This is a genomic window from Comamonas composti DSM 21721 (genome assembly GCF_000429845.1).
Taxonomy (GTDB): Bacteria; Pseudomonadota; Gammaproteobacteria; order Burkholderiales; family Burkholderiaceae_C; genus Comamonas; species Comamonas composti.
In genome coordinates, this window is the sequence record NZ_AUCQ01000003.1 from 1 (window position 1) to 10,684 (window position 10,684).

Annotated in this window: 9 protein-coding genes; 4 read left to right on the forward strand and 5 right to left on the reverse strand. The window is 60.2% G+C overall.

The window, feature by feature from the left end:
* Positions 1-235, reverse strand: a 235-nt coding sequence (locus G486_RS0103345; protein ID WP_027014255.1) for a transposase, incomplete at its 3' end; no start/stop codon positions are given.
* Here G486_RS0103345 and tnpC point away from each other — a divergent pair.
* Positions 228-1,130, forward strand: coding sequence for an IS66 family transposase (gene tnpC, locus G486_RS21425; protein WP_084455013.1), 903 nt, complete (start codon positions 228-230; stop codon positions 1,128-1,130). The two genes, G486_RS0103345 and tnpC, sit on opposite strands and share 8 nt — an antisense overlap.
* Before the next feature lie 489 nt (positions 1,131-1,619).
* Here tnpC and G486_RS0103355 read toward each other — a convergent pair whose 3' ends face one another.
* From G486_RS0103355 to G486_RS0103375, 4 genes are all read right to left on the reverse strand, one after another.
* Positions 1,620-3,638 (reverse strand): hypothetical protein, encoded by a 2,019-nt coding sequence (locus G486_RS0103355; RefSeq protein WP_027014256.1) that lies wholly within the window; start codon positions 3,636-3,638, stop codon positions 1,620-1,622.
* The gene (locus G486_RS0103360; protein ID WP_027014257.1) at positions 3,635-4,258 is read right to left on the reverse strand and encodes a hypothetical protein; all 624 of its coding nucleotides are present in this window, start codon (positions 4,256-4,258) and stop codon (positions 3,635-3,637) included. Before G486_RS0103360 ends, G486_RS0103355 begins: the two co-directional genes overlap by 4 nt.
* A complete protein-coding gene (locus tag G486_RS21430) occupies positions 4,255-5,853 on the reverse strand; it encodes a VPA1262 family N-terminal domain-containing protein (RefSeq protein ID WP_051303087.1) in 1,599 nt (532 codons plus the stop codon). The genes G486_RS0103360 and G486_RS21430 overlap by 4 nt, the downstream gene beginning before the upstream one ends.
* 856 nt (positions 5,854-6,709) lie before the next feature.
* A complete protein-coding gene (locus G486_RS0103375; protein WP_027014258.1) occupies positions 6,710-7,033 on the reverse strand; it encodes a hypothetical protein in 324 nt (107 codons plus the stop codon).
* A gap of 575 nt (positions 7,034-7,608) precedes the next feature.
* On the opposite strand from G486_RS0103375, the gene G486_RS0103380 reads away from it, so the two are divergent.
* The 3 genes from G486_RS0103380 (at position 7,609) to G486_RS0103390 (ending at position 10,657) form a co-directional block, all read left to right on the forward strand.
* Positions 7,609-8,376, forward strand: coding sequence for a FadR/GntR family transcriptional regulator (locus G486_RS0103380; RefSeq protein ID WP_027014259.1), 768 nt, complete (start codon positions 7,609-7,611; stop codon positions 8,374-8,376).
* 235 nt (positions 8,377-8,611) lie between these two features.
* Positions 8,612-9,250: a 3-oxo-tetronate 4-phosphate decarboxylase gene (otnC, locus tag G486_RS0103385; protein ID WP_027014260.1), complete on the forward strand. Its 639-nt coding sequence runs from the start codon at positions 8,612-8,614 to the stop codon at positions 9,248-9,250.
* Between the two features lie 90 nt (positions 9,251-9,340).
* Positions 9,341-10,657, forward strand: a complete 1,317-nt coding sequence (locus tag G486_RS0103390; RefSeq protein ID WP_034386556.1) for an MFS transporter — start codon at positions 9,341-9,343, stop codon at positions 10,655-10,657.
* The last annotated feature ends 27 nt before the right edge of the window (positions 10,658-10,684 follow it).

A 10,684-nucleotide genomic window follows, 5' to 3' on the forward strand; every position in this document is an offset into this window, starting at 1 on the left:
GCCCGATCTTGGCGTGCAGCTCCTTGAGATCCACCGTTGGGGCAGCAGGCCCAGGTGCTGGGCCAAACACGTCAGCCGCCCGCTCCAGCAGCAGCCGCTTCCAGTCTGCAATCTGGCTGGGGTGTACTTCGTACTGCTGAGCCAGTTCAGCGACGGTGCGCTCGCCGCGCACCGCCTCCAGCGCGACTTTGGCTTTGAAGGTAGCACTGTGCTTGCGTCTTGATTTGATGGTCATAGATTTCTCCAGATTCGGCCTGCTGTCAGGCCATTTTTACGGGAAGAAATCTCGCTTAGCCAACTGTTCAAAAAACCGGGGCCACTTCTACCCTCAGTCGCAGTCCTTCATGTGGCAATACTGCAGTGGCACGCATGCAGCACAACCACTCGCTATGTTTGAGTACCAGCCCACACGTGCTGGTGCCCATGCATTGAAATTTCTAACGGCACCTGACGGCAAGGTTTTCAATGGCTACCTGCAGGTTGATGGGTATGCGGGGTACAACACCATACAAGCAGCTTCGCGCGTAGGCTGTATGGCGCATGTGCGCAGAAAGTTTGTAGAGGTTCTGCAATCCATCCCCACTGCGAATGCAAAGGACTCGATTGCACAACAGCCTATCGGACTGATTCAAAAGCTGTACGTGATTGAAGCTCAGATGAAGACGGCAGCAGTCTCAGAGCGCAAGCGAGTGCGGCAAGCGCAAAGCATTCCAATCTTGGAGCAGCTCAAAGCGTGGCTGGACGAGCAAGTAAAGCTTGTTCTGCCCAAATCACTGCTGGGCAAAGCCATTCACTACGCACTGGGCCAGTGGTCCTACGTCATTCGCTATGTTGAAAGTGGACTTCTGAGCATTGACAACAACATCGCAGAGCGCAGCATCAAGAATCTTGTCATTGGCCGCAAGAACTGGCTGTTTTCAACCTCTGTTGATGGCGCATATGCAACGGCGGTGTTGACTACGATGGTCCGATCCGCTCTTTTGAACAAGCTCGATCCCTACCAGTACCTAGTACAGGTACTCAACAAGCTCCCGTACGCTGAGAGTGAAAAAGATTTCGAAGAAATGATGCCTTGGAATGTGAAGGCAGGAGTAGATGCGGCCGATTCACAGGGACGTCTTGCGGCTTAACCAAGAGCCACCCCGTACGTGTAGTTGTACAGCTGCTGTGCAGCGGAAGCCGTCCTTCATCACCGGCTCGCCAACGGCCGCTTGACGGCGGATCACCGGCATCGCCAGAATGGCAAGCGGTGACCGTCCGGGATACAGCTTTTCCGATCGGCCCCCAATTGCGCTTCCGGGTAAACGTAGTGACGTGACGTGGTCCTGCTCCACGTTCATCGGCGGCGTCATGGCTAAAGATCTGTGAGATGGGGTCGGCGATGTGGGTACACAGGCACGCCTATATTCACCACGTGCCGTTCAATTCAAAAGGCATCGCTTCGACGTGGATCTCTGGAAAAGTGCTCCTCCGACTTGTCCGGATCGACTCGTTCTTCCTCGGCCGGTGCAAGGGAATCCGTCAGGTTTAATGCGATTTAAATGCTGGCTCCGAAGCGGGCTGTTGCGTGGTAATTCATTCGACGATCGTCCATAAGTTGGGCTTCCACGGTTATGCCGTTAGTTCGTTCCCTGGCCGGTAGGCATGATCGCTGGTACCGGCTGCCTAGGCTGGTGTACCGTCGGCATCAGGGGTGCGATGGCCTGGAGCGCGTCGGCACGTAGCGGGTAGCGGCGGTCGTTCAGTTGGTGTAGGCGCTGCAGGTTCGCCACGCAAGCCCGCAGATCGATGCCTGCACCCCGAAGTTCGTCGCGCAGCATGGCAGCGTCGAACCGATTGGACGTACAAGCATGCAGGAGCGCGATCAGGTCGCCGGGGTCGGCCTGGAAATATTGCATGTAGGCCTGGATCAAGGTTTCGTCGCTAGGGGCGAACACTGCTGCACGGCTTGTGCCGGCAACCCGTTCATCCCCGTAGATCCGGCGCAGCGCCAGGTGCTGCAGGATGGTCTGCCAACGATCCCGGTGAAGCGTGTCATCCAACTGCGAGATCTCCATGGCGGCAGAAGTCAGGATCCGGTGCAGGCTGACCAGCTCGCCGGCCTCGACCTGATCATCCGTGCCCAACCGGCTGGCGGCTTGGTCAAAGCAGCCCAGGCCCATGCAGCCGAGCAGCAGCAGCAGGCTGCTTGCATCTGACCTGTCCGAGTAATCTTTCTCAACGGCGTCAAACGAACCGAATTCGAGCACCTCCCGCAAGTAGTGCGCGCTGTTCCAAAGCCTGAGCCACCCCGCCGCAAAGCCGGCCCGGGACGCGAGGGGAAAGACGAGAAGATGGGCGAACAGTCCGGGGATCTCGTCGCTAGGCAGCCTGGTCGATGCGCGCGCCAGCAGATCCCGCCCTTTTTGCTGGTGCCAGTCTTCGGGGGTGAGCTGCCACTGGTCGGCGAACGCCGCAAAGGGCGGTGGCTCGCCAATGCTTTCGTCAGCCAGCATGGACAGCACGCATTGGTAGCACCAGGCCTCCCAGGGCGCGGCGTCAGTGGGAGGTGCTGGTACCAGGTCCCGGTCGATCACGGCACGACCCAACCGGACCACCAGAGCCTTGTCGACATAGTCGCTCGATCGGATGTCGACTGGGTCCTCGTTACGCTGACGCAGTTGCTGGCGCATCAACCAGGTGCTCCAACGGACAAACACCCCGGGCGCGTCGGCCCGCCGGGCCAGCACATCAACAACCGCCTGCACCAGCGCATCGACCTCGCTGGTAAGAGACGCCACTTCCGCTTGTTTGGCATCGAAACGCGGGAGTTGCCTGCCTGGCTCCAGCAGCTCGTCGCGTGCGCGGAGCAGCAGCAACGGCATCAGCACGGAGCCGTTCCAGCTACCGTCCTCGGCGAACGCGTCGGGCGCGGTGCTCGCACATGCTTCCCATACGGCAAACCTGGGGGTGAACGCTCCCACGCCGGCGCTAAGGAGAGCCGCGTCCACGAGAAGCGGGTCCTGCGAGTTGCCGAGTAAACGCTGGAATACTGGTAAATCGATTTCGCTTAGAACGCCGAAGACTCGCATTTCCTCCTCGAAATTCATGAAATCGGAGCCGCGCATGCCCCACCAGATTTCCTCGAGGGATCTGTTCGCCCGCCAGTGCTCCCGGGCATTCTTCCGGTCTTGGTTCCTTCGCTCCGACGCAGCCTCGAGCTCGCCGCTCTCCAACGCTTCGAACAGCAGCACGGCAAGGGTCACGTAGGCCTGTCCAGCCGCAGCAGAGACGCGCTTATGGGCAGACATGGCCTCCCCCAGCCAGTGCTCGACCGGCCAGGAGTGGCGGGCGACCTGCCGCACCATGCGCCAGGTCGACAGGTCCGGCCTCTGGCTCAGCAGTATGGCGCATGCCATTGTCAGCACCATGTCGGCATCGAAGTCTGGCCCCCGCTGCGCGGCAAGGGTTCGCAGCGCCTCCACGCCGGCGCTGTCGTCCACCGGACCGATGGCCGCGGCTACCTCGTCGAGCAACTGCGGCTCGCGCGCATTGAGCTGAGGTACAAGCCCCAGGAAGTCATCGCACGACTTGAAACTACTATGTGTCCGAGACTCCTCGGACTCTCGCTTGAGTTCGCGAATCCAATGCGTTGTCATGTTTTTCCTTTGCTCATGGACCAGGCAAGCTCGAAGAACTCGATTGCGCCAGTGGCCCCTGCCGGCCATCCGCGGCTCGCAGCATTGACGCTGGCATGAAAGCCGCCCACGGTTGCCCCGAAATGCCAGAGCTCATCGTCAATCACCGCAAAGCGGTCGTGGATGTCGAACACACGTGACAGGTGTGTACTCACCGTGATACTGCAGAGAGGGCCACGACGGGTGAGTTTTTTGTTGATGTCGTTTTCGCGGTCTTTGAAGAGTCGCAGAGCGGCCGTCGATACTTCCTGATGGTCGCCCGTGAGAATCTTGATGTCGTTGGCAACGATATCGATATGCAACCAGTCAAGAATGGTCAATATCCGGTCGTCAGTAGAGCCTTTGTCCTTGTCCGACAGGAAGAGGTATCCGTCCAACATCCACACACGGGTCTGGGCTTCCCTGACCGCGACTCGAAAGGCATCCAGATGCCGTGGAAAAGGCGACTGGCGGCGGGCATAGATCGTGGCAATGTCTCCGGGAAAATGGGGCGTTCCGCCATTTTCGCAGGCCCACAGGATCTCGGCCGGAGGTCTTGGTGCCGGCGGTGCGAGGGCAACGGGTGAGCCGAAGCTGCTCATTCTGGGCTCTGGCCGGAAGCCGATCGATCGACCTCATCGATATAGTCCGCCAGGCTGGGCGCGTTGAGTCGCAACACATCAAGCCGCTCGATGACCTCATTCGGGTTGGGAAGCCTGACTATCATCGAAGCCTTCATCCCGAGGCTGTTGAGCGAATTCCCGACGAACCACACTTCGTCGTCCACCACCATGAAGCGGTCGTGCAGCTTCGATGCGGGCACTACCCGGACCTCGGGCTCAAGACGCTGAACATCCTTCAGGTTGGATAAGTACTTGGAAAAAATTTGCAGCTGGTCCTTCCTGGATTCCGAGGTGGTTGTCTCGAACGCCAGGGCCGTGGTCAACAGCGTAACGTTGACTTCACTGCCATAGATTACGTACAGGAACTGACCGAGCTGCAGCGCTCCGAGGTAAGGGTCGACGATCACGACCCTGAAGCGCGCCGCCCGCAGCAATCCCCGGACGAAATCAGCCGCTTCCTCTCGCGAGTTGTCGCGAAACCAGCGCTGCCCGTACTGCTTTGCAAGCGCGAGACGCTCCCGCCTCCGTGCTTCGGCTGCCACGCGCGCGCCGGGGCCAGGACTTGTGACTTCCCCCAGGATGGAGTGCGATGCCACCTCCTTTTCCACGGCCGCTTGGTATTCCATCGGTGGTGCATCCTTAGCGGAAGTGGAGGGCACACGTACTGTGACGCTCTTCCGCGGGGCCACCTGAACGCTGAAGTTCATCTGGCGGAGGAACCCGACGAAGGGCTGGTACGCAAGGACGCCTTGCTGCTCGTGCGTGACGACATACCCGTACTGGCCCGAACAGGTACCCTTGGCGACTTCCAGGATGCCGTCGGCAGGAACCTGGTGAGTGTCGAAACTTGTCAGTAGCCGCGCTTCCTTGTCGAAGGTGGTCAAGCGCAGGTGCTCGAGGTTTTGGCCCGGACGCGGTACGAAGCGGTAGATGATGCGTTCCCCACGGTCATCCTTGGCCGGCGCCATGAAATTGTCGATCTGTCGGATGATGGGGTCCGGGGCGATGTAAGCTGCGCTGCCCAGATATTCTTGGTACTCGGATAGGTTGACGTGCATGCGCCGCGCCACGAAAGCCTGAGCTGCGCGGTCCAGGAGAAATGCATCCAGGCCTTCGTGGTGGCCGAAGCGGCGGTGCACACGGCCCGGAACGCTGCCGATAAAAGGTGCAGCATCGAGCGCCTGCTGCCCGGGCCGGAAGAAAAGCTCCTCCGTGATGGGCAGACCCAGAGCAGGCCAGGGCTGGTCGTCCTGTAGCCTGGGCACCAGGAACGGTATGCCATCCGACCCTTCGCGGTCATCAAGACGAGAGGGAACCGGTGTGCACCTTTCACCCTCGCCCAGGGAGGTGTACCAAGCGACGGCATCTTCCTTGGTGAGAACTGTCCGTCGGAAGAACACCCGGTCGTCGCTGTTCGCCAGGCTGCATGCCTCGACGCCTACCATCTTGGGGGGGGCCGGCCGACTCTGCGCCAGCTCGGTCACCGTGGCGAAGAGGAGCCTTCCCTTGCATCCTCGCGTCTGGACGACCGCGAGCCGTATCACGGCCCATTCTTGAAGCGCGCTGGCAGCCATAAACCGGTTCCTGTGAGATGAGATTGCCGACGCAACTAGCGACTATTGCCTGCTAACCGGCGGTAGGGGGTGTAGTGGCCACCTGCGCCGGCTGCCTGCGCTGAGTCTGAACCCGCGCCATAACGATCCAGTGTAGCGCCAACGGAAGCGCTACCTGGGGCTGACCAAGAACACGGCCAAGTTGCACACGCTGTTCATGCAGGGCAACCTGTGGATGCTGCGCAAGCGGCCGCAGCTGTGCGGAGCATGAGTGCGTCCGCAGGCACTGAAATGGGCGTGAACGCGCCGCGGATTGACGCCGTAGGCTCCCCATATCAACTCCGCACACGAGATTCGCGGCCCTTTTGTTCGCATCGTTCAGCAAACTGGGGTTTTGAAGCGCGTCCTTAGGGAATGTCTGACTGCGTCGTGTCAGGAATCTATCCATGAACGACGGTTCACGGGCGAAGCAGCCCATCGCTAGAGGAGACGTGACCGGCAGCTCCCGGCCTGAAGCCGACAGCCACGCGTGGTTAGCCCAGCTAAGCATTTCTTCGTGAAATGGTCAGTGGCAGTTGGCATGCGCAATCTATACGTCTGGATTTTTCATTTTCATCAGGGGTGGAAATTGGCGCTTACTCAGAAATAGCATAGAAGCTCGCCAAGTCATCCTCGAACTTGCGCTGCCTAATCCATGTGCGCAACTCGCACTTGCGATCCTCCTCCACAGACAGGATGGCCTCGATGCGGGGCAGAATTCGTTTTGTTTCGTATTCGGTTGCTTTTCCCATAATTACTTCTAAGGTCTAGCTATAGAAACCTGCTATACAACTCCACGATGTACGGCAGGACAGAACTATTACTGGCTTGTATTGACTTAAAGGCCTTGGCTTCGGAGCTTATCGGGCTCCTTTTTTTGATTGCGTTGCTGCTCATCCCGAACGGCCTTATCCGAGCGCAACTTATCGCGTGCAATGCGGTTGCCTTGGAAGCCGTCGTCATTCCACTTCAAGCGCTGGACCTCGAAGTTGGCCAGTGAGAGGGCCTCCTCCTCCGTTGCCACCTTACCGCCTTGAATGAGTACCTTGGCCAAGCTGTTGGCATGTGCGATGGCGCCGAATTCGGCGATAGATTTCACGCCGTGGTAGTGGTTGTTGCCGGCCGTATACAAGCCCTTGTAGGCATTTTTTTGGGTAGTCATAGTGAACCCCTTGTTGATAAGGACCTCAGTTTCCTAGCTCTCTAATGCTTTGTGGGTCATACTCTCCCCGCTGTGCCCCAAACTACCCCTAGTTACATGAGCCGGCTAGTCCAGATTGTTGGCCGATAGGCCACTAAGCAGTGATAAGTGGCTGAAATGAATGAGCGCACACTGGCGGCATGGCATCTCTCAACGGGCTACCTACCGCTGCCGGGCGGGCGATCTCGTGGATTCGAACGACAGCAGCGGGTCGTTTGCTGCCGGTGGTCAGTACAAGCAAGCCAGTCATCGCGTATCGAAATGACGGTCAATCGAGGCCAGCGCCCGCAGTCTCATCTACCAAGATCCAAAAGCGCCGATAATTTTTGATAGATGAATTGGCCTTATCTCATCGAGATTCACCAATCTAGGAAATTTGCAACCCAATGAGAAATGTCCGCATCCAAAATCTCACGAACATCGCCAATAACAGCAGCAGACCGTCATCCGATTTGCAAGCATTTTGATAAACAACAGCGGCACGGCCCATGCATTCATGCCTCTGTCATCCGCATCCTCATGGCCCTGCCTTTTTCATGACCGCTCCTTTTTCGGCCATCCAGCCGGGTCTCAACCTCGCAGACCAGGTTGCCCAGCAACTGGAAGCACGCATCCGCTCTGGCAGCCTGCAGCCGGGCCAGAAACTGCCGACCGAGGCCGAGCTCGTACAGCAGTTCGAGGTCAGCCGCACCGTGGTGCGCGAGGCCATCTCCCGGCTCAAGTCACGCCACCTGGTCGAGTCGCGCCAGGGCAGCGGCATGTATGTCAAATCCTCCATCATCGAGCCGCTGGACTTCGAGGCGCTGCCCGCAGCCGGCAAGAATGCCGTGATACAGATCACCGAGGTGCGCCGCGCACTGGAAGCCGAGATGGCCGAGCTGGCAGCCAGGCGGCGCACGGATGAGGACTTGCAGCGCATACGCCAGGCTGTTGCCGACCTGGCCCAGGCCGTGCGCGCGGGCCATGACGGTGTCAAGGAAGACATGGCGTTTCACCGCAGCATCGCCCAGGCCGCTGGCAATCCCTTTTTGCTCAGCACACTGGACTATCTGGTGCAGTTCCTGCATGGCGCCATGCGCATCACACGCGCCAACGAGGCCAGGCGCGATGACTTCTCCAGGGCCGTCGAGCAGGAGCACGAGCGCATCGTGCAGGCCATCGAGGCCGGCGATGCCAAGGCCGCGCGGCGGGCCGCAGCCACCCACATGAAGAACGCCATAGGCCGCATACAGCGTGCCGATGCCAGCTTCTGGCAACAGGACGGCAAGCGCCTGGCCCAGGACATTCTGAGCTCAAGACCCTGACGCAACCCAGGTTCGACATGGCTGCCCGGCCCTGTACTGGCGGCTTTCGGGCCGACGCCGCGCCTCCATGCAGACCCTGGGCATTGAGCGCCCAGGGTTTTCCCTAGACGGGCAGTCTCTAGCAAATTTGTATGATGACAATATAACAAGCCAAGAATACGAGACCAACCACGGCCCGGCATTTCGCCGCTTTCTGCCAGAAAATCCGCCAGGGCCATCAGCACGACGCACCAACATGAGCGAAGAGACTCGAATCCGGGATGAAATCTGCACGGTGGGCGCCCATCTCTATGACAGGGGCTACACCGTGGGCACGGCCGGCAACATCAGTGCCCGGCTGGATGACGGCTGGCTCATCACCCCCACCGACGCCTGCCTGGGCCGGCTCGACCCCGCCGAGTTGTCCAAGGTCGATGGCAGCGGTCAATGGGTTTCTGGCGCCAAACCCTCCAAGACCCTGGCCCTGCACCGGGGCATATACAGCGGCGACGGCAAGGCACGCGGCATCATTCACACGCACTCCACCCATCTCGTGGCCCTCACGCTGGCCGGCGTCTGGCACGAGGACGAGGTCCTGCCGCCCATCACTCCCTACCAGGTGATGAAGGTCGGACGCATTCCGCTGATCCGCTACCGCCGCCCCGGCGATCCGCAATCCGCAGCCGAGGTCGCCGCACTCGCGGGCCAGGTGCGCGGCGCACTGTTCGAGCGGCTGGGGCCCGTACTCTGGGAGCGCTCCGTGGCCCATGCCAGCTATGCGCTCGAAGAGCTCGAAGAAACCGCCCGGCTCTGGTTGATGAGCGCAAAACGTCCGCAACCACTGGATGCCGCCGCCATCCAGGAGCTGCGCGATGTGTTTGACGCACGCTACTGATCACCGCCCGGCCGCTGCATCGCTGCCCATTCACCGCCGCGCCCCCGCACAGCAGAACTGCAAACGGCGCACCTTCAGGGAGACAGACCAATGACGACAAGCCAAATCGCGGCTGGTACATACCAGACGGAGTCACAGGAAACAGCTCTTGCCTATGCCAAGGTGTTCTGGCGCCTCGTGCCCTTTCTCATGCTGTGCTACGTGATCGCCTATCTGGACCGCGTCAACGTGGGGTTTGCCAAGCTGCAGATGTCCCAGGACCTGGGCTTCAGCGAAACCGTGTTCGGCCTGGGCGCGGGCGTGTTCTTCATCGGCTATTTTCTCTTCGAGGTTCCAAGCAACCTGCTGATGCACAAGCTGGGCGCGCGCATCTGGATCGCGCGCATCATGATCACCTGGGGCATCTTGTCGGCCATGTTCATGTTCGTCGAGACCCCGACGGGCTTTTACATCCTGCGCTTTCTGCTCGGCCTGGCCGAGGCAGGCTTCTACCCCGGCGTCATCCTTTACCTGACCTACTGGTATCCGGCCCACCGGCGCGCCAAGATCATCGCGCTGTTCATGTCGGCCATTCCCGTAGCCGGCATTTTCGGCAACCCGCTGTCGGGCTGGATCATGGAGGCCTTTCATGGCGACCACGGCCTTGCAGGCTGGCAGTGGATGTTTCTCATCGAGGCCATTCCTGCCGTGCTGATCGGCATCGTCACCATCATGTACCTGGACAACGGCATCTCCAGCGCCAAGTGGCTCAGCGATTCGGAAAAAAAGCTGCTGACACGCGAGATCGAGGCCGACCAGCGCCAGACGGGTGCCCAGCAGCACTCGCTCAAGGCCGTGTTCAGCGATCTGCGCGTGTGGTGGATGTGCCTGATCTACTTTGCCTTCGTCGCAGGCCAGTACGGCCTGACCTTCTGGATGCCCACGCTGATCAAGTCCACGGGCGTCACGGGCGCGCTCAATATCGGCCTGCTCAGCGCCATTCCCTTTTTGTGCGCCATCGTCGTCATGAACCTGCTGGGCCACAGCGCCGACAAGCACCGCGAGCGCCGCTGGCACCTGATCGTGCCCGCACTGATGGGGGCCGTGGGCTTTGCTATGGCCACCTTTTTCGCACACAACACCGTCCTTTCGCTGGTCTTTCTGTCGCTGGCGGCAGCCGGTGTGCTGACCTGCGCACCGCTGTTCTGGTCCCTGCCCACGGCCTTTCTGTCGGGCACGGCCGCAGCCGCAGGCATTGCCATCGTCAACTCGGTGGGCAACCTGGCCGGATTCGCCAGCCCCTACATGATCGGCGCCCTCAAGGACCTGACCCAGTCCACCCAGGCCGGCATGTTCGTGCTGGCCGGCATTCTCGTCATCGGCGCCATCGCCGTCTGGCTCACGCCGCCCAAGATGGTGAACAGATAAGCCTCTGAGCTACAGCACCTCGGCGGG